The 18,301-nt window shown below is 57.0% G+C and carries 14 protein-coding genes and 4 pseudogenes; 13 read left to right on the forward strand and 5 right to left on the reverse strand.

All coding sequences use genetic code 11. The features are described 5' to 3' along the window. Nucleotides 1-5 precede the first annotated feature (5 nt). The 8 genes and pseudogenes from ACR6A7_RS00680 to ACR6A7_RS00715 all read left to right on the forward strand — a co-directional run. Nucleotides 6-977, forward strand: a pseudogene (locus ACR6A7_RS00680) (DUF6862 domain-containing protein); the annotation flags it as partial. After that, nucleotides 955-1,260, forward strand: coding sequence for a hypothetical protein (locus ACR6A7_RS00685; RefSeq protein ID WP_434122820.1), 306 nt, complete (start codon nt 955-957; stop codon nt 1,258-1,260). The pseudogene ACR6A7_RS00680 and the gene ACR6A7_RS00685, both read left to right, overlap by 23 nt. A gap of 89 nt (nt 1,261-1,349) precedes the next feature. After that, nucleotides 1,350-3,566, forward strand: a complete 2,217-nt coding sequence (locus ACR6A7_RS00690; protein WP_434122821.1) for a hemagglutinin repeat-containing protein — start codon at nt 1,350-1,352, stop codon at nt 3,564-3,566. Nucleotides 3,567-3,851: 285 nt separating this feature from the next. Then, a pseudogene (locus tag ACR6A7_RS00695) lies at nt 3,852-4,520 on the forward strand (VENN motif pre-toxin domain-containing protein); the annotation flags it as partial. 597 nt (nt 4,521-5,117) lie between these two features. After that, entirely contained in the window at nt 5,118-5,504 is a 387-nt protein-coding gene (locus ACR6A7_RS00700; RefSeq protein ID WP_434122822.1) for a hypothetical protein, read from the forward strand. 127 nt (nt 5,505-5,631) lie between these two features. Beyond that, nucleotides 5,632-5,820 (forward strand): annotated as a pseudogene (locus ACR6A7_RS00705) (toxin C-terminal domain-containing protein); the annotation flags it as partial. Between the two features lie 3 nt (nt 5,821-5,823). After that, on the forward strand, nt 5,824-6,261 hold the full coding sequence (locus ACR6A7_RS00710) for a hypothetical protein (RefSeq protein ID WP_434122823.1): 438 nt from the start codon (nt 5,824-5,826) through the stop codon (nt 6,259-6,261). Nucleotides 6,262-6,830: 569 nt separating this feature from the next. Next, a pseudogene (locus tag ACR6A7_RS00715) lies at nt 6,831-7,895 on the forward strand (hemagglutinin repeat-containing protein); the annotation flags it as partial. 212 nt (nt 7,896-8,107) lie between these two features. Here ACR6A7_RS00715 and nfo read toward each other — a convergent pair. Continuing rightward, the gene (gene nfo / locus ACR6A7_RS00720) at nt 8,108-8,953 is read right to left on the reverse strand and encodes a deoxyribonuclease IV (protein ID WP_434122824.1); all 846 of its coding nucleotides are present in this window, start codon (nt 8,951-8,953) and stop codon (nt 8,108-8,110) included. Nucleotides 8,954-9,007: 54 nt separating this feature from the next. Further along, a complete protein-coding gene (locus ACR6A7_RS00725) occupies nt 9,008-10,060 on the reverse strand; it encodes a YeiH family protein (RefSeq protein ID WP_434122825.1) in 1,053 nt (350 codons plus the stop codon). 100 nt (nt 10,061-10,160) lie between these two features. On the opposite strand from ACR6A7_RS00725, the gene ACR6A7_RS00730 reads away from it, so the two are divergent. The 5 genes from ACR6A7_RS00730 (at nt 10,161) to ACR6A7_RS00750 (ending at nt 15,004) form a co-directional block, all read left to right on the forward strand. Beyond that, a complete protein-coding gene (locus tag ACR6A7_RS00730; protein ID WP_434122826.1) occupies nt 10,161-10,541 on the forward strand; it encodes a YkvA family protein in 381 nt (126 codons plus the stop codon). Nucleotides 10,542-10,550: 9 nt separating this feature from the next. Next, nucleotides 10,551-11,417: a DNA-binding transcriptional regulator YeiE gene (gene yieE / locus ACR6A7_RS00735; RefSeq protein WP_434122827.1), complete on the forward strand. Its 867-nt coding sequence runs from the start codon at nt 10,551-10,553 to the stop codon at nt 11,415-11,417. Between the two features lie 129 nt (nt 11,418-11,546). Next, entirely contained in the window at nt 11,547-13,013 is a 1,467-nt protein-coding gene (locus ACR6A7_RS00740) for an amino acid permease (protein ID WP_434122829.1), read from the forward strand. 147 nt (nt 13,014-13,160) lie between these two features. Next, entirely contained in the window at nt 13,161-14,219 is a 1,059-nt protein-coding gene (locus ACR6A7_RS00745; RefSeq protein ID WP_434122830.1) for a FecCD family ABC transporter permease, read from the forward strand. After that, nucleotides 14,216-15,004, forward strand: a complete 789-nt coding sequence (locus tag ACR6A7_RS00750; protein WP_434122832.1) for an ABC transporter ATP-binding protein — start codon at nt 14,216-14,218, stop codon at nt 15,002-15,004. The genes ACR6A7_RS00745 and ACR6A7_RS00750 overlap by 4 nt, the downstream gene beginning before the upstream one ends. A 277-nt stretch (nt 15,005-15,281) precedes the next feature. Here ACR6A7_RS00750 and fghA read toward each other — a convergent pair whose 3' ends face one another. The 3 genes from fghA to ptrR all read right to left on the reverse strand — a co-directional run bounded on the left by fghA (nt 15,282) and on the right by ptrR (nt 18,260). After that, nucleotides 15,282-16,124 (reverse strand): S-formylglutathione hydrolase, encoded by an 843-nt coding sequence (fghA, locus tag ACR6A7_RS00755; protein ID WP_434122833.1) that lies wholly within the window; start codon nt 16,122-16,124, stop codon nt 15,282-15,284. A gap of 12 nt (nt 16,125-16,136) precedes the next feature. Beyond that, nucleotides 16,137-17,261 (reverse strand): S-(hydroxymethyl)glutathione dehydrogenase/class III alcohol dehydrogenase, encoded by a 1,125-nt coding sequence (locus tag ACR6A7_RS00760; protein WP_434122835.1) that lies wholly within the window; start codon nt 17,259-17,261, stop codon nt 16,137-16,139. A gap of 87 nt (nt 17,262-17,348) precedes the next feature. Further along, complete coding sequence (ptrR, locus tag ACR6A7_RS00765) at nt 17,349-18,260, reverse strand: putrescine utilization regulator PtrR (RefSeq protein ID WP_434122836.1); 912 nt, start codon at nt 18,258-18,260, stop codon at nt 17,349-17,351. Between the last annotated feature and the right edge of the window lie 41 nt (nt 18,261-18,301).

The following is an 18,301-nucleotide window of genomic DNA, read 5'->3' on the forward strand; positions in this document are numbered from 1 at the left end:
CAGAGAATGAGGCTGAGAATAATCATCTGCATGTATCGGAGAAGACCGAGCTGGAGCTGGCGAAGCAGAAACTTCAGAACAGCAAAGATCCGACAGAGCGCGAACAGGCGCAGCAGAAGATAAATGAGCTGAACGAGCTGGATATCAGCCGCGATGTGAAAGTCGTGAACGCGTGTGGTAACGGCAATGCAGGAAGCGCTGCCTGTGCGAGTGCAAGGCTGGAAGTCATTGCAGTAAAAGGCGAGTACGAAACCGGCTCCTACAACTCGAAAATCAGCCAGCAGTATGCAGACGCTTACGGTAAAATCTTAAATCTGCTGAATATCACCAGCGTTGATGCGCAAAATCAGCAGCAGGTGAAAGATGCGATGGTGAACTATGCCATGGTTCAGCTTGGGGTCGATAAGGCGACGGCAGAGCAGTACGTATCAACGTATAATGGAATGAAGATCGTTGCTGCTTCAGTAACCCCTATATTAGGTAATGCAGCAGCAGATAAATTAGGCTCTTTAGCGAATAAACTCGTTTCTGCTGAAACCGGTCAATCCTCGCAGATTATTAATTCTTATGGCCCACATGAATCAGGGCCATTAGGAAATCCCAGCGATTCACGAGCACCGGCTTCAACGTTTAGGAGTGGAACATATACAGAGGAAGTTGCAGAAACTGATATATATCTTTATAGGGATTACGGAGGAAAAGCAAAAGCTGATGGTCGCTTCTGGACACCTGAACCATCTAAAGGTCCACTACAGTCACAAATGGATAGTGCTGTGTTGCCTGAGTGGGGAAATACTTTTCAGAGTCAGGCTATTATAAAAATACCTAAAGGAACCAAATATTATGAAGGTCCTGCGGCAGCACAAACTGGTACAGAAGGAACTCAGTCAACATTACTGGTTGGTGGGACACAAATATTTTTACCAAACCCAAATAATGAATGGATCATAAAAAATGAAGCCTTTAGAAGAAGTTAAGGAATGGGTATCAAAAAGAAATTCATTTTACTTGTTCTTGCCTGATGGACCTTATGGAAGTCCATTCGATAATCAGTACTTGGTTAAGACCGTTAATCTAACTGATCGAGGATTGGAAATTAAGTTCAGCGATGGGTTGTCCTTGTTTTATACAGGTGAGCCTGATGTAGTTGATGAAGGGTGTAACCTTATGATAAGTAATTATAATTTATGTAAATTTAGAGTTCATAATCAGCTATTAAAATCTTTTGATTATGGTGAAGTTGTATTAAATGGTTTTTAAATATCATATCCCGGCCTCATCGCCGGGATTGCTTTACCAGCCCCCACGCAAAATGCCCGTTATCACGCTTAAACTTCGGCGTATCGCTGGTGCTGTGCATCGCGCCGGGAAAATTCGTCAGCCACTGTGCCACCTTTTTCCGGTTGATGGGCACTACGCTTAAGCTGTCGGCGCAGAACACCCAGAGCACCGACAGCAACAACAGCAGCAGGGGCCGCAGCGCCGGGGTCGGCATCGGCGTGGGTTCAGGCGGCTACGGCATCAGCGTATCGGCCAGCGTCAACGGCGCGAAGGGCAGCGAAAAGGGCAACGGGCTGACGCACAACGAAACCACGCTGGATGCGGGCAGTCAGCTCAGCCTGACCAGCGGGCGCGACACCACGCTGCAGGGCGCGCAGGCGAGCGGCAGCAGCGTGAAGGTGGACGCGGGCCGCAACCTGACGCTGACCTCGGAGCAGGACAGCGACCGCTACGACAGTAAACAGCAGAGCGCCGGCGCGGGCGGCAGCTTCACCTTCGGCTCGATGACCGGGTCGGCGAACGTGAACGTGAGCCGGGATAAGATGCACAGCACCTGGCAGAGCGTGGCGGAGCAGACCGGGATTTTTGCGGGCAAGGGCGGCTTTGACGTGACGGTTGGTGAGCACACGCAGCTGAACGGCACGGTCATCAGCTCCACCGCCACCGCCGGTAAGAACCGGCTCGACACCGGCACGCTGGGGTTCGGGGACACAGAGAACCACGCGGACTATAAGGTGGAGCATCAGAGCGCGGGGATAAGCACCGGCGGCAGCGTGGGCGGTCAGTTCGCCGGGAACATGGCGAACGGGATGCTGGCGGGGCTGAACGGCGGCGACAGCGCCTCTTCGGTGACGAAGTCGGCGGTGAGCGAAGGCACTATCGTTATCCGCGATAAGGAAAAGCAGGCGCAGGACGTTGCAGATTTAAGCCGCGACGTGGCGAACGCCAATCCGGCTCTGGACGTCATCTTCGACAAGGAGAAAGAGCAGAACCGGCTGAAGGCGGCGCAGCTGATAGCGGAGATAGGCAGTCAGGTGGGGGATATCGCGCGGACGCAGGGTGAGATAGCGGGCATGAAGGTGCAGCAGGACCCTTCGGCGCTGGCGGCGGCGAGGGAAGAGCTGGCCGGAAAAGGGAATCTGAACCCGACGCCAGATGAGATAGCGAAGAAGGCTTACGACACGGCGATGAAGCCGTTCGGCACGGGTTCGGCACTTCAGCAAGGCATCAGCGCGGTAACGGCGGCGGTGCAGGGGCTGTCAGGGGGGAATATCGGCCAAGCGCTGAGCGGCGCGGCCAGTCCGTATTTGGCGGAGCAGATACATAAGCTGACGGAAGGCAATCCGGAGGCTCAGGCGATGGCGCATGCGGTTGTTGGTGCGGTAGCGTCTTACGCATCCGGTAACTCAGCGCTGGCGGGCGCAGCGGGTGCGGTCAGCGGTGAGGTAATGGCGAAGCTGGTTATGAACCAGCTGTATCCGGGTAAAGCAGTTGGTGACCTGTCGGAAACCGAGAAGCAGACGATAGGTGCGCTGGGGACGCTGGCGGCGGGCCTTGCGGGCGGCGTAGTGGGTGACAGTACAGCTGATGCTGTGTCGGGTGCGCAGGCGAGCCAGAACGCAGTTAATCACAACTTGTTTGGCGGAACGGAAGAGGGTCAGGCTGCATGGATACGTCAGCATGGGGTGGATATGGCTAGTTGCTCTGATAACCCCGGAGGAGACGCATGCCAGAAGGCAATAAATGAGCGTGATGCTGTCGGGCTTGCACTTGCAACAGGGAGTGTAGCGCTATTACCGGGTGGTGCTCAGGCTATGTGGGGACTCGGAGCCGGTGCGAATGCAGGTATCAGTTATATGGCGGATGGCACGATAGACCCGGCGAATTCTGCAATTGCTGGCTGGGTAAACGTTATCACCATGGGCAATGGGCTGGTTGGTACGGTCGGCTGGAATGCCGCAGGTGGTGCGCTTGGTAACTGGATAGATGATAAAAACCCACTAACTGGAGCAATAACAAATGGTATCGGTGCAGGCATTGGTTACAGTATAGGAAAAGGAATTTCTTGGGGTACTAGTGCAGGAGCAAACTGGTGGAAAAATGGCTGGGATCCGCAGTTTAATTCTGTTTTGCAAAAGTATACAGAGATTAAAGGTGATTTTGGTATCTCAAAAGAAGTAATGCCAAGTAACATTCCTGGTAGTTTTGGCGACATAGGAGGATCTTTCTCTTCCGAGTATGGTGGAAAAAAACTTGAGCCAATCATTGAGGATAAATTGAAATGAAACCCTTAAATGAGAAGCTATTAAATCTTCTGATTCTATTTCTAGCCTGTATGTTAGGGATTGTTGTTAGTTTCCTATGTATAGTTTTGTCTATAGACATTTTAGTTTGGGTGCTAACAGGAACTTTCGATTTGACGAAAACCAATGTACTTAAAACTGTTAAAATTGGTTGTGTGATTGGCATTTTCGCTGGTGTGGTTTTTGTTATTGCCAGGCTATTTAAACTTAAAGGTTTTTAGATCGAAGAAAGGATAAAACTTCACCCATAGAGTTGGGATTGGTCTGATAGGTGAGATAGGGACACAGGCAGGGGATATAGCCAGGACGCAGGGTCAGATAATCGCGACGAAAACCGCAAACGAGAAGATGTCCGGCGCCACGCAGGCCGACCGCGACAGGGCGCTGGCGGAGCTGAAAGCAAAGGATCCGACGAAGCAGTACAGCGAAAGTGACGTCAGTAAGCAGGTTTACAGCAACTTTTACAATCAGGCGTTCGTTGACAGCGGGTTGGGCACGGGCGGTAAGGTGCAGCGGGCCATCAGCGCGGTGACGGCGGCGGTGCAGGGCCTGTCGGGCGGCAACGTGGCGCAGGCGATAAGCGGCGCGGCCGCGCCGTATGTGGCGGAAAAGATACATGAGCTGACGACGGACGCGAACGGTAAGGTTAATACCGAAGCGAACCTGATGGCGCACGCGGTGCTGGGTGCGGTAACCTCGTATGCGGCGGGCAATTCAGCACTGGCGGGCGCATCGGGCGCGGTGATGGGCGAGTACATCGCGCAGCAGCTGTATTCGGGCGTCAAGCGTGACGACCTGAGCGAAGAGCAGCGGCAGACGATCAGCGCGCTGGGGACGCTTGCGGCGGGTCTGGCTGGCGGCGTGGTGGGAGAAAGCACGGCGGATGCTGTGGCGGGCGCACGGGCAGGTAAGAACGCTCTGGAAAACAACAACCTTTTACTGCCGAGGCCCATGCCAGTGCCTTTTCCGGGACTGCCGATGAGTCCGGGTGATAAAGTTGTTCAGGGTGCGAATAACAACATTGCCTCGGAGCTGGATAAGGCTCTGAAAGGGTCAGGAACTGAGGAGGATACTCCGCAGATTACTGACGGCCCTTCAATTGTTGAAGCACGCGACCAAGCTGCAAATTCACGCGATCCGAATGTGGTCAAAGATCTGACGGATGCGGAGAAAGCGGAACTGGGGGGAGCTGGATCGGGAACACCGGGCGGATGGGAACCGCAGGATGAAGAAAATGCGCGGAATAATGAACAAAAGACGACTGTTGATGACCTGATGTCTTCATCATCAAAAGGTCAGGAAACAACAGGTCGATTAAAAATTTTTGAAAGAACAAGTGGGAGTGAAGCTGCTAACAAAGAGTTCGATCTGCTAAAACTTACTGAAATTAAAGATATTCCTGGTGGCCGAGTTGGTAAAATTTCTAATGGAAGAACTGTAGTTGTCAGAGAGCGTAGCACAGATGGTAGGTCCACTTTAGAAATACAGTCTGGTAAGAATAGAGTTAAATTTAGATATGATGAGTGATGCCATATGACTGAGAAAATTTTAAGTCTTGATATCGGTTTTAATTCCTTTAAAAATAGTCAGTTAAAGGATGTTAAATATTTTTCTGGAACACTTGAGCTAACTTTCAACTTATCTGATGGGTATGTTAAAAGTAATGTTCTGGTTACTTTTGAATGGATACACTCCTTTCGTGTAACAGATGAAGGTGACTTGCTAAAAATGCAAGATGATTTGAATGGTCAGATGATTACAGGAATTTATACAGTAGAAGGATCTCATTATTTATCATGGTTTAATGAGCAAAGCGCCAACATACATGATGGGGGTTATATAAATCATTACTTAATAGTTACAGGAGATGATGTTATTGAAGTACTGTCTTCTGTTAGTCCAACAATAACATCTTGTTAATAGAACGCCCAGTTTTCACGGCTGGGGTTTTACTTTATAACCAGCCAGTTACCTGATAATGGACGCTACTCAATAAATCTTATCATCACCGTCACCGTCACCGACAGCAAAAACGGCAGCAAGGGCTTTTGATCGTAGGATTCCACCCCAAAAGGCACCGTTTGATTCACATGGTCAACCTGTGTTTTACAATGGAAAAAATTACATCACTCCTGATGTTGATAGTCATAATGTTTCTAATGGTTGGAAATTATTCAACAGCAAAGGTAAACGAATTGGCACTTACGATAGTGAGCTAAACAAAATTAAGGACTGATATATGTTTGGTATCTTCCCTGAGGATAAGCAGATTGACATTGAGGGTGCGCTTTTTGCGCCCGCGTCAATCGTTATTGGCGACTTTACAGAATCTATGAATATCCCCTTAACTTACTGGAATATTAATGATTATAAAAAAAGTTGGTTGAAGTCACTTGACGAGGGATTAACAAAGAAAAACCATGCAGCTCTTGCTGTCTCAATGTATGAGCCTGAGCTAGCAAATTTTGTTTTTGTTTGGGCCTTATACTTTAAGGCGGGAATAGTTCATGTGCAAAATAGTATTATCTTTCTTGAGGAGCACAAAAATTTTTCTCCGGAGAAGATAAACGAATTTATTGATGAGCGAACTACTCATGATGAAGATGGTATGAAAATATCTGAATGGAGTACGGATCTAGATAGTGTTTTAGATTTTTATAAGAGCCTGAAAAGTTAATTGACAAATCCCGGCCACCGCCGCCGGGATTTTTTCGCCTATTGTCTGCCGCGCGGTTGCCACGGCCGCGCACGGTTTTACCGCTCAACTGCGGGACAGGGTGTGCGTGTCTCTGACTTATGATGCGTGTCAGCCATGATCAACTCCTCGTTAGTTGCTTATGGTCAGCGGGCTGTTAGTGTTGCATCACCCTCAGCCCGCGCTAAAAAATCTCTCGTTACGTTCTCCCTGTCCTTTTTCCTCATGTTCAAATATACACCCTATGCTGTGTAAACCCGCTGAAAGCTAAGTAATAAACTGCGAAGCATCTCTGAAAATTGATTGTTTTTTCGGTTAATACTTCGTGTCTTTTTCTTCTTTTATGCCCTCTGCAAACACGCAGGTTTTTCATACTGCGAATCCATATCAGTCAGTTTTTACTCTGGCAGCAAAATCACTATCACATCTCTACCGCAACCGGTAATAACAGGATTTTCAGTGCTGATAAAATGCTCAGCCTGCACGCTCAGGACAGCGAGAGCAGCACCGGCAGCACGCTGCAGAACACTCAGGCGGCGCAGGCGGTGCAGATGGAGGGGCTGAACACGGCCTCAGCGGATGCGCGCAATGCCGCCGCAGGCCGGAGTCCTGGCGATAAAGACTATGAGACGGGCGCGACCAGCACCGTCGGCGTCAGCGCCACGTACGGCAGCCAGTCGTCGAAAAGCGAAACGCGCACCGAGAGCAGCCGGTCGCAGGGCAGCACGCTGACGGCGGGCCGGAACCTTAACGTTACGGCGACCGGCAAAAACGGCACGGACGGAAGTGGCGACATCAGCATCACCGGCAGCCAGCTGAAGGCGGGCGGCGACCTGAGTCTGGACGCGGCGCGGGACATTAACCTGCAGTCGGCGCAGAACACGCAGCGCACCGACAGCACCAGCAGCAGTAAGGGCGGCAGCGCCGGGGGGGGCATCGGCGCAGGGTCGGGCGGCTACGGCATCAGCGTGTCGGCGGGCGTCAACGCGGCGAAGGGCAGTGAAAAAGGCAACGGGCTGACGCACAGCGAAACCAGGCTGGACGCGGGCAGCCAGCTCAGCCTGACCAGCGGGCGTGATACGACGCTCACGGGCGTGCAGGCCAGCGGTGAGAAGGTCACCGTCGACGCGGGCCGCAACCTGCTGCTGACCTCAGAGCAGGACAGCGACCGCTACGACAGTAAACAGCAGAGCGCCGGCGCGGGCGGCAGCTTCACCTTCGGCTCAGCGCCCGGCTCGGCGAACGTGAACGTGAGCCGGGATAAGATGCACAGCACCTGGCAGAGCGTGGCGGAGCAGACCGGGATTTTTGCGGGCAAGGGCGGCTTTGACGTGACGGTGGGTGAGCACACGCAGCTGAACGGCGCGGTCATTGCGAGTACAGCAGATGCCAGCCTGAATACGCTCGACACCGGCACGCTGGGCTTCGGCGACATCCACAATCACGCGGAATATGAGGTGGAGCATCAGAGCGCGGGTATCAGCACCGGCGGCGGCCTCGCCGGACAGTTCGCCGGAAACATGGCGAACGGGATGCTGGCGGGGCTGAACGGCTCGGACAGCGCGGACTCCACCACGACGTCGGCGGTGAGTGAAGGCACTATCGTTATCCGCGACCCGTCAAAATTTCCCTCTCTTGAATATTCAACCCCAGCCGAAGCTGACTGGGATTTAAGTTTATAATCAGCTTGTTACCTTAAAGCGATAGCTACTCCACAATTCCTTCTGCGGCCTCCCCGGCGTTTTGCCCATAGCGCGGGACGCTCTGCTCTTTGGCCCATGCCACCCGCTTGTTAACTTTTGTGCGGTGTGCAGGCAGCAAGGCGGTGTTAATTCTTCTGCTCTGCCTTCAGCCAGGCGATCTCATCTTTCCAGATATCCGGATTAATGGTCTCCAGAATCAGCGGAATGCCATCGAAGCGCGCATCTTTCATCAGCCAGCTAAACGGCGTTTTGCCGATATTGCCTTCGCCCAGGCTGTGATGGCGGTCAACGCGGCTGCCGAAGGCGCTCTTGGCGTCGTTAAGGTGCATGCCGCGCAAATACTGGAAGCCGACGATACGCTCGAACTCGGCAAAGGTCTCTTCGCACGCCGCTTCGGTACGCAGATCGTAGCCGCCCGCGAAGGCGTGACAGGTATCAATGCAGACGCCGACGCGCGATTTATCCTCGACGTGCTCAATAATGGTCGCCAGATGTTCAAAGCGAAAGCCGAGGTTGCTGCCCTGACCGGCGGTATTCTCGATGACCGCCACCACCTGCGAGGTCTTATCCAGCGCGATATTCACCGACTCGGCGATGCGCTTCAGGCACGCCTCTTCGTCGATCTTGTTAAGATGGCTGCCGGGATGGAAGTTAAGCAGCGTCAGACCCAGCTGCTCGGCGCGTTGCATCTCGTCGATAAAAGCGGCGCGCGACTTCTCCAGCGGCTCTGCTTCCGGATGGCCAAGGTTAATCAGGAAGCTGTCATGCGGCAGGATCTGCTGCGGGCCGAAATAGTATTTTTCGCAGGCGGCCTTAAAGGCGTCGATGGTCTCCGCCGAAAGCGGGGCCGCCTTCCACTGCCGCTGATTCTTAGTAAACAGGGCAAACGCGGTGGCTTCCAGTTCATGGGCACGAATCACTGCCTGCTCTACGCCGCCAGACGCGCTGACGTGTGCGCCGATATATTTCATGCCGCTTCTCCTGAAAAGGCTGACTAAAAGAAGCCCGCATCATACCCGATGCGTCTACTGCAAGAAATGCTGCGCCAGCAGATTGATGGCGCCGCCGCCGACGATCAGCCAGACGAATACCATCAGCCCCAGCAGCAGCGGTTTCACGCCTGCCTGACGCAGCGCGCCGAAGCGCGTGGTGAGGCCGAGCGCCGCCATCGCCATCGCCAGCATCAGGTTAGCGACCTGATTAATATTGGCGACCCACGCGGTCGGCAGCAGATGCAGAGAATTAAACAGCGCCACGCCGACAAAACCGAGCGCGAACCAGGGAAACGCGATGCCCTGGCGCTGCGTTGGCTGCGGCGCGCGGCGCAGCCAGCCGCTCAGGCAGAGCAGAAACGGTGCCAGCATCATGACGCGCAGCATTTTAGCGATCACCGCGCTGTTCTCCGCCTCCGGGCCGACCGCATGACCGGCCGCCACCACCTGCGCCACCTCGTGGATGGTCGAACCGGTAAAGATGCCGAACTGCGCGATGCTCAGCTGCGGGAAATGGTGTTGCGCCAGCAGCCAGAGCGGGGGATAGATCAAGATAGCCAGGGTGCCGAACAGCACCACGGTCGCTACGGCCACCGCCACTTTCGTCGGTGACGCTCTCACCACGGGTTCGGTGGCGAGCACCGCCGCCGCGCCGCAGATGCTGCTGCCCGCGCCGATCAGCCAGACCGTTTCGCGGTCGAGCTTCAGCAGCCGGATGCCCAGCAGACAGGTAATAAAGAAGGTTGAGCTCAGCGTCAGCACGTCTATCAGCACGCCGCTCGCGCCGACGTCAGCGATCTGCTGCAGCGTAATGCGGAAACCGAACAGAATAACGCCGAGGCGCAACAGCTTCTGCTTCGCCATCAGCACGCCCGCATCGCAGTGCGGGGCGAGGGAAGGGTAAAGCGTGTTGCCGACCAGAATGCCGAGCATAATCGCCAGCGTCAGCGCGCCGAGGCCCAGGCCAGCGATCGCCGGGCGCTGCGCCAGCCAGGCCGCGCCGCCGGCAATGGCGACGGTCAGCAGCAGGCCGGGAAAACGGTGTTGCATAAAAAAGGGAAGTCGGGGAAAAGTCAGCTCTGTCATAATCTGCTCCTTGTGTCGGGCAAAGCATGCGCCGCGCTGGCTTAAAAGTGAAATTGATAATATATTTATAATTAACCAGATAAACCGATAAGGCCGAAACATGTTATTTGGACGTTTACGCCGCTGGGCCGCCCTGATTAAAAAAGATGTGCTGACGCTGTGGTTCGCCTGTCGCGACCCGCGCACGCCCTGGTGGTTCAAGCTGCTGGCCTTCGGGCTGGTGGCCTATGCGCTTAGCCCCATCGATCTGATCCCCGATTTCATCCCGATCGTCGGCCTGCTCGACGATGCGATTATTATTCCGCTCGGCGTGCTGATCCTGCTGCGTCTGCTGCCGCGCGACGTTCGTATCAGCAGCGCGGAGCGCGCCGAAGTGCAGCGCGCGCGCGGCAAAAAAGTGGTCAGCGGCTTCGGCCTGTTTTTGATGGTGCTGATCTGGCTGTCGGTGCTGTACTACCTTGTGCAGCGCTACGCGATGTAAGGAGATGCCATGCATATCACGCTGCGGCAGATAGAAGTCTTTACCGAAGTGCTGAAAAGCGGTTCAACCACGCAGGCGTCGCAGGTGCTGGCGCTCTCGCAGTCGGCGGTAAGCGCGGCGCTGGCGGATCTGGAGGGCCAGCTTGGGGTTCAGCTGTTCGATCGGGTCGGCAAGCGGCTGGTGCTCAACGAACATGGCCGCTTGCTCTATCCGCGCGCCATTGGCCTGCTGGAGCAGGCGAGCGAAATCGAACAGCTGTTTAAAGAGGACAATGGCGCGATCCGCATCTACGCCAGCAGCACTATCGGCAATTACCTGCTGCCGGGCATGATAGCCGCCTATCGCCGCGACTTTCCCGGCCTGCCGCTGGAGCTGAGCGTCGGCAACAGCCAGGATGTGATCAACGCGGTGGCCGATTTTCGCGTCGACGTCGGCCTGATCGAAGGGCCGTGCCATATGACCGAGCTGGTGAGCGATGCCTGGCTGGAGGATGAGCTGGTGGTCTTTGCCGCGCCTGATGCGGAAATCCTGCGCCAGCCGGTGACGCTGGAGAGTCTCGGCAACGCCCCCTGGATCCTGCGCGAGCACGGCTCCGGCACGCGCGAAATCGTCGACTATCTGCTGCTCTCGCACCTGCCCGCCTTTCAGCTGGGCATGGAGCTGGGCAACTCTGAGGCGATCAAGCATGCGGTGCGGCACAATATGGGCATCAGCTGCCTGTCGCGGCGCGTGATCGCCGATCTGCTGGAGGCGGGCACCTTAGTGGAGCTGACCATTCCGCTGCCGCGCCTGACGCGCACGCTGTACCGCATCCATCATCGTCAGAAGCACCTTTCCAGAGCGCTTGACCGCTTTCTCTCCTACTGCCGCGAGTAGCCACAAAAGGTTTTTGCTTATAATTCAGCGGCGATCATGAAGGTAACTAATAACACGGCGTCAATGCTATACAGAGCAGGGTGAATTGCTACAATCGCGCCTCATTTTTAGCGAGCCTAGTGTTTACACATGCATAACGACACAAATACAACACAACAACCTGCGTTACGACGTGAGTTAAAGGCGCGTCACCTGACGATGATCGCCATCGGCGGATCGATCGGCACCGGCCTGTTCGTGGCCTCCGGCGCCACCATCTCCCAGGCGGGGCCGGGCGGCGCGCTGCTCTCCTACGCGCTGATTGGCCTGATGGTCTACTTTCTGATGACCAGCCTCGGCGAGCTGGCGGCCTTTATGCCGGTTTCCGGCTCCTTCGCCACCTACGGCGCAAAATATGTGGAAGAGGGCTTTGGTTTCGCTCTCGGCTGGAACTACTGGTACAACTGGGCGGTCACCATCGCCGTGGATCTGGTCGCATCGCAGCTGGTGATGACTTACTGGTTTCCCGATACGCCGGGCTGGATCTGGAGTGCGCTGTTCCTGGGTCTGATGTTCCTGCTTAACGTTATCTCGGTAAAAGGTTTCGGCGAAGCCGAGTACTGGTTCTCATTAATTAAAGTCGCCACCGTGATTATTTTTATCCTGGTCGGCGTACTGATGATCGTGGGTATTCTGCGCGGCGGCGAGCACGCTGGCTGGCATAACTGGCAGGTCGGCGACGCGCCGTTTGCGGGCGGATTCGCCGCCATGATCGGCGTGGCGATGATTGTCGGCTTCTCTTTTCAGGGGACTGAACTGATCGGCATCGCGGCGGGCGAATCAGAAGATCCGGCGAAAAACATTCCGCGCGCGGTGCGCCAGGTCTTCTGGCGTATTCTGCTGTTTTATATCTTCGCGATTCTGATTATCAGCCTGATCCTGCCTTACACCGATCCGCAACTGCTGCACAACGACGTGACCGATATCAGCGTCAGCCCCTTTACCCTGGTGTTCCAGAACGCGGGACTGCTCTCTGCGGCGGCGGTGATGAACGCGGTGATCCTGACGTCGGTGCTGTCGGCGGGCAACTCCGGCATGTACGCCTCGACGCGCATGCTCTATAACCTGGCGAGCGAAGGCAAAGCGCCGCGCATTTTCGCGCAGCTGTCGAAAGGCGGCGTGCCGCGTAACGCGCTGCTGGCGACCACCGTCGTGGCGGGCCTCTGCTTCCTGACCTCGAAGTTCGGCAATCAGGAAGTTTATCTCTGGCTGCTCAATACCTCGGGCATGACCGGCTTTATCGCCTGGCTGGGCATCGCCATTAGCCACTATCGCTTCCGCCGCGGCTATATCAGGCAGGGCCGCAGCCTGGACGACCTGCCGTACCGCTCGGGCTTTTTCCCGCTCGGTCCGATTTTCGCCTTTGTGCTCTGTCTAATCATCACGCTGGGTCAGAACTATCAGGCGTTCCTCAACGACAGCATCGACTGGTACGGCGTCGCCGCCACCTATATTGGCCTGCCGCTGTTTCTGCTGATCTGGATGGGCTATAAGCTGACGCGCGGCACGCGCTTCGTGAAGTACAGCGAGATGGAATTCCCGACCCATAAAGCGTGACGTTAACCTTCACTATCACAGTAAGCGCGGCCTGGCCGCGCTTTTTTTCGTTAAGGTGCCGTTTTGTTTAGGTCGAAGAATTGATAATTATTATCATCTGCTCTATTGTGGCAGCGTTTTCGACCGAACCTTTAAAACAGGCTTTTTATGACGGACTCAACTCTGCCCGCGCAGGGCGCTATGGGCCGCTATCATCAGGTACTGCGCCGCCGCATGCTGATGATTGCCGTGCTGGTGCTGGCGATTGTCGCCTCGCTGGTGCTGGACTTTACCCTTGGCCCGGCCGGCCTCTCACTGCCGACGCTCTGGCAATCGCTGCTCCATCCCGCCACGGTTGACGCCGGTACGCGCGTCATCGTCTGGGATATTCGTTTGCCCTACGCGCTGATGGCGGTGGTGGTCGGCTTCTGTCTCGGACTGGCGGGCGCCGAGATGCAAACCATCCTCAATAATCCGCTGGCCAGCCCCTTTACCCTCGGCGTCTCCTCGGCGGCGGCGTTCGGCGCGGCGCTGGCGATTATTCTCGGCATCGGCATTCCCGGCGTGCCGGATCAGTGGCTGATCTCCGCTAACGCCTTTGTGTTCGCGCTGTTCGCCGCGCTGATGCTCGACGGCGTTACGCGCTGGACGCGGGTCTCCACCTCGGGCGTGGTGCTGTTCGGCATCGCGCTGGTGTTCACCTTTAACGCGCTGGTGTCGATGATGCAGTTTATCGCCAGCGAAGATACCCTGCAGGGGCTGGTGTTCTGGACCATGGGCAGCCTGGCGCGCGCCTCCTGGGAGAAGCTCGGCGTGCTGAGCGCCGCCTTCGCGCTGCTGCTGCCGTTCTCGCTGCTCAGCAGCTGGAAGCTGACCGCGCTGCGCCTCGGCGAAGATCGCGCCGTCAGCTTCGGCATCGACGTGCGCCGCCTGCGCCTGGCGACGCTGCTGCGCATCAGTATTCTCTCCGCGCTGGCGGTCGCCTTTGTCGGCCCGATCGGTTTTATCGGGCTGGTGGCGCCGCATATCGCCCGTATGATCTTCGGCGAAGATCATCGTTACTATCTCCCCGCCAGCGCCCTGACCGGCGCGCTGGTGCTCTCGATGGCGTCGGTCGCCTCCAGGAACCTGATTCCCGGCGTGATTATTCCGGTTGGCATCGTCACCTCGCTGGTGGGCGTGCCGTTCTTCCTGAGCATTATTCTGCGCCACCGGGGGAATGTATGACCCAGGGGCTAACGTTAAAACACTTCACCGCAGGCTATCCCAAACGCAAAGTGATTGAGGACCTCAGCGTGGCGCTGCTGCCGCGCGGCAAGATTACCGTGCTGCTGGGGCCGAACGGCTGCGGCAAGTCGACGCTGCTGCGCGCGCTGGCCGGGCTGAACAAAGGGCAGGGCGAGCTGTGGCTGAACGGCGAAGAGCTGATGCAGCAGCCGTTCGCGCGCCGCGCCCAGCGCGTGGTCTATCTGCCGCAGACGCTGCCGGCGGGCGTGCATCTGCACGTGCTGGAGTCGATTATCGTGGCGCAGCGCGCCTCGGGCGGTTTGCATAACGCCGCCAGCGAAGCGGAAGTGATGTATCTGCTGGAGCAGCTTGGCATTTCGCATCTGGCGATGCGCTATCTCGATCAGCTCTCAGGCGGGCAGAAACAGCTGGTCGGCCTGGCGCAGTCGCTGATCCGTCGCCCGGAGTTGCTGCTGCTGGATGAGCCGCTGAGCGCGCTGGACCTGAACTATCAGTTCCACGTGATGGACCTGGTGCGGCGCGAAACCGCCCAGCGCAATATCGTCACCGTGGTGGTGGTGCACGATATCAATATTGCCTTACGCCATGCGCACCATGCGCTGATGCTGAAAGAGGGCGCGCTGATAGCGGACGGCGTGCCGGAGCAGGTGATTACGCCGGAGACGCTGGCGCAGGTATACGGCGTGAAAGGACGTATCGAACACTGCTCGCAGGGAATGCCGCAGGTGATGATTGACGGGCTGGTCGGCGCGGAACTGGTTTAAACCGCGCGCAGCGGAGTTGAGAAGGTGGTTGGCATGGCCCGAAGAGCAAAGCGTCCCGCGACAGGGACAAAAACGCCGGGAGCGTTTTTGCACAACGCAGCGCGTTAGCCCGGTGACGGGCGCACCTCAGGGATGAGGTGCGTATGTCGCGGGACGAGCTGGCAGGGATGCCGTTTTTTGCGTCTTTGCGATCGGGCCATGCCAACCGCGTGTGCGCAATGCCTGTCGGCTGCACACCTTGCCAAACGTTCAGGGCCGCATCGCGGCCCTGAACGACCTACACCAGCAGGTGCTGCGCATGGAAGCGCAGATGATCCTCGACGAAGGTCGCAATAAAGTAGTAGCTGTGGTCATAGCCCGGCTGCACGCGCAGCGTCAGCGGAAACCCAACCTCTTTCGCCACCACATCCAGCCGCTCCGGCTGCAGCTGATCCGCCAGGAACTGATCGCTGTCGCCCTGATCGATCAGGAGCGGCAAGCGCGACTGCACCTCGCGCATCAGCGCGCAGCTGTCATATTCACGCCAGGCCGCGCGATCCTCGCCCAGATAGGCGCTGAACGCTTTCTGCCCCCAGGGCACCTCGCTTGGATTGACGATAGGCGCAAAGGCGGACGCCGATGCAAAGCGGTTGCCGAGACGCAGCGCCAGCATCAGCGCGCCGTGGCCGCCCATCGAATGCCCCATAATCGACTGCCGCTCGCTGATGTTGAAGTTGCTGGCGATTAGCGCTGGCAACTCCTGACTCAGGTAGTCGAACATGCGAAAGTGGGCCGACCAGGGCGCCTGGGTGGCGTTAAGGTAAAACCCTGCGCCCTGGCCGAGATCGTAAGCCTCGTCGTTGGCGACCGCCTCGCCGCGCGGGCTGGTGTCCGGCATAATCAGCACCAGACCCAGCTCCGCCGCGACGCGCTGCGCGCCGGATTTGGTGCTGAAGTTCTCATCCGTGCAGGTCAGGCCTGCCAGAAACCACACCGCGGGCGGCGGCGTGTCGCCTTTCGGATTGGGCAAAAATATGCTGAAGGTCATCGGGCAGTTAAGCGCGGCTGACTGATGTCGCCAGCGTTGCTGCCAGCCGCCGAACATCCGGTGTTCTTCCAGCAGTTCCAGCGTGGATGCCATATCGCCTCCCGATTACTTGTTAAAGTGCACCACTGAACGGATCGATTTCCCTTCATGCATCAGATCGAAGGCGTCGTTGATCTCTTCCAGCGGCATGGTGTGGGTAATAAAGTCGTTCAGCGCGAACTTGCCGTCGAGGTAATCCTGCACGATGCCCGGCAGCTGTGAGCGGCCCTTCACGCCACCGAAGGCGGAACCGCGCCAGACGCGGCCGGTCACCAGCTGGAACGGACGGGTTGAGATCTCTTCGCCCGCGCCAGCCACGCCGATAATCACCGATTCGCCCCAGCCCTTATGGCAGCACTCGAGCGCGGAACGCATTACGTTGACGTTGCCAATGCACTCAAAAGAGAAATCGACGCCGCCGTCGGTCATCTCGACGATCACTTCCTGAATCGGCTTCTCATGATCTTTCGGGTTTACCAGGTCAGTCGCGCCCAGTTTGCGCGCCAGGTCGAATTTACTGGTGTTGATGTCGATAGCGATGATGCGGCCCGCTTTCGCCATCTTCGCGCCGATAATCGCCGACAGGCCGATGCCGCCGAGGCCGAAAATCGCCACGGTATCGCCTTCTTTCACTTTCGCCGTGTTCATCACCGCGCCCATGCCGGTGGTCACGCCGCAGCCCAAAAGGCATACCTCTTCCAGCGGCGCCTCTTTGCTGATTTTCGCCAGCGAAATTTCCGGTACCACGGTGTACTCGGAGAAGGTCGAGGTGCCCATATAGTGGAAAATTGGCTTGCCGTCTTTGAAGAAGCGCGTGGTGCCGTCCGGCATCAGGCCTTTGCCCTGAGTGGCGCGGATCGCCTGGCAGAGGTTGGTTTTACCCGACAGGCAGAATTTGCACTTGCCGCACTCCGGGGTGTAAAGCGGGATCACGTGATCGCCGACTGCGACGCTGGTGACGCCTTCGCCGACCGCTTCTACTACGCCGCCGCCTTCATGGCCGAGGATGGCCGGGAATACACCTTCCGGATCTTTGCCGGACAGGGTATAGGCATCGGTATGGCACACGCCGGTAGCAACGATGCGCACCAGCACTTCGCCTTTCTGCGGCGGCATCAAATCCACTTCTTCGATTTTCAGTGGTTCGCCAGCGGCCCAGGCAACGGCGGCGCGAGTTTTAATCATGTTCATGCAATCCCTCTTGCGGTCAGATGGGGACGCGCCGGTCTGGTCGCGTCCATGGTCGTCATATCAATAAAAATAGCGCGTAATCAGCCACTACTCTGCCATCTGTAGTGGATGCAGCAGCTGGTCGTCCTGCGGACGGTCGTCGAACATATCAATAATCAAATACTTCAGTGCTTCGACGTTGGGAGTAAAGGCGTCGCGGCGCCACATCAGCCAGGTGGCGGTGTCGCGGTAAGCCGCCGGCAGCTGATGCGCCTGCACGCGGGCGCGCTCAGGCATCTGCTTCAGCACCGAGTCGGGGATCATCGCCACGCCCGCACCGCCCGCCACGCAGGCCATCATCGCGTGGTAGGACTGGATCTCCATCACGCTGCCGGGGGCGACACCGCTGTCCCGGTACCAGGATTCCAGCTTCACGCGGTAGGAGCAGCTGTTGCGAAACGCGAACAGGGTGTCATTTTGCGCGTCGCGCGCGCTCTCGACCGGCGCATGATCCAGGCTGGTGATCAGCGTCAGGGTTTCGCGAAAGGCGATGCAGCCGTTGAGATCGTCATAAGGCGCGGGACCGTCTACCAGCGCGGCGGCCAGCGTGCCTTCGCGCACCTTGTCAATAATCTCGCCGGAGGTGCCGGTGATTAGCGACAGCGACACCTTCGGGAAGCGCTGATGATAGGCCGCCAGCAGGCCTGGCAGGCGCGTTGCGGCGGTGCTCTCCATCGAGCCGAGCGCAAAGTTGCCGGCCGGTTCACCCGCGCGCGCCATGCTCAGTGCCTCGTCGCTCAGTGCCAGGATGCGCTGCGCGTAGTTAAGGAAATTATGGCCCATCGGCGACAGGCGAATGCGCTGTTTCTCGCGTATAAACAGATCGACGCCCATCTCTTCTTCCAGCTGGCGCAGCCGCGTGGTGAGGTTGGAGGGGACGCGATGGAGCTGTTCCGCAGCGCGCGCCAGCGAACCAGTTTCGGCCACGGAACAGAACATGCGTAGCTGGACAAGATCCATATATTCTCTTCTCGTAAACAACTTGCTATGAATTATTCAGT

Origin of the sequence: Pantoea phyllosphaerae, assembly GCF_051025595.1 — a bacterium.
GTDB lineage: Bacteria > Pseudomonadota > Gammaproteobacteria > Enterobacterales > Enterobacteriaceae > Pantoea.